Annotated in this window: 1 protein-coding gene; it reads left to right on the forward strand. The window is 47.3% G+C overall.

Annotation, left to right across the window (positions count from 1 at the left end; all coding sequences use genetic code 11):
• Window positions 1-463 (forward strand): transposase (locus tag ACO0LN_RS30280; protein ID WP_422980471.1); only part of this gene is annotated, 463 nt, incomplete at its 5' end.
• Between the last annotated feature and the right edge of the window lie 36 nt (window positions 464-499).

The raw sequence follows: 499 nt of genomic DNA on the forward strand, positions 1-499 counted from the left end.
TATTCAGCTCTGCATTGTGCACATGGTTCGCAACAGCCTGAAATATGTTTCCTGGAAAGACTATAAAGAAGTTACCGCCGATTTAAAGCGCATCTACCAGTCTGCGACTGAAGAGCAGGCACTGGCAGAACTGGAACGCTTTGGAGGGCTATGGAATCATCAGTATCCGCAGATTGCCAAATCATGGACAAACCATTGGCCCAATCTGCGCACCCTCTTCGAATATCCCCCAGAGATACGCAGGGCTATTTATACGACTAATGCCATCGAATCACTCAACAGCGTCATTCGGTCAGCCACCAAACGCAGAAAACTGTTTCCCAATGATGCTTCTGCCATGAAGGTGGTGTATCTGGCTATACAGCAGGCAGCAAAGAAATGGACCATGCCTATACAACACTGGCGACAGGCATTGAATCGCTTTGATATAGAATTTGGGGAGCGCATCAACGCTCACCAATAGTTCCGGGAGAACTTACACAGATTTTTTTACAGGCTC

This window comes from Undibacterium sp. TC9W, assembly GCF_049339865.1.
Taxonomy (GTDB): Bacteria; Pseudomonadota; Gammaproteobacteria; order Burkholderiales; family Burkholderiaceae_D; genus Undibacterium.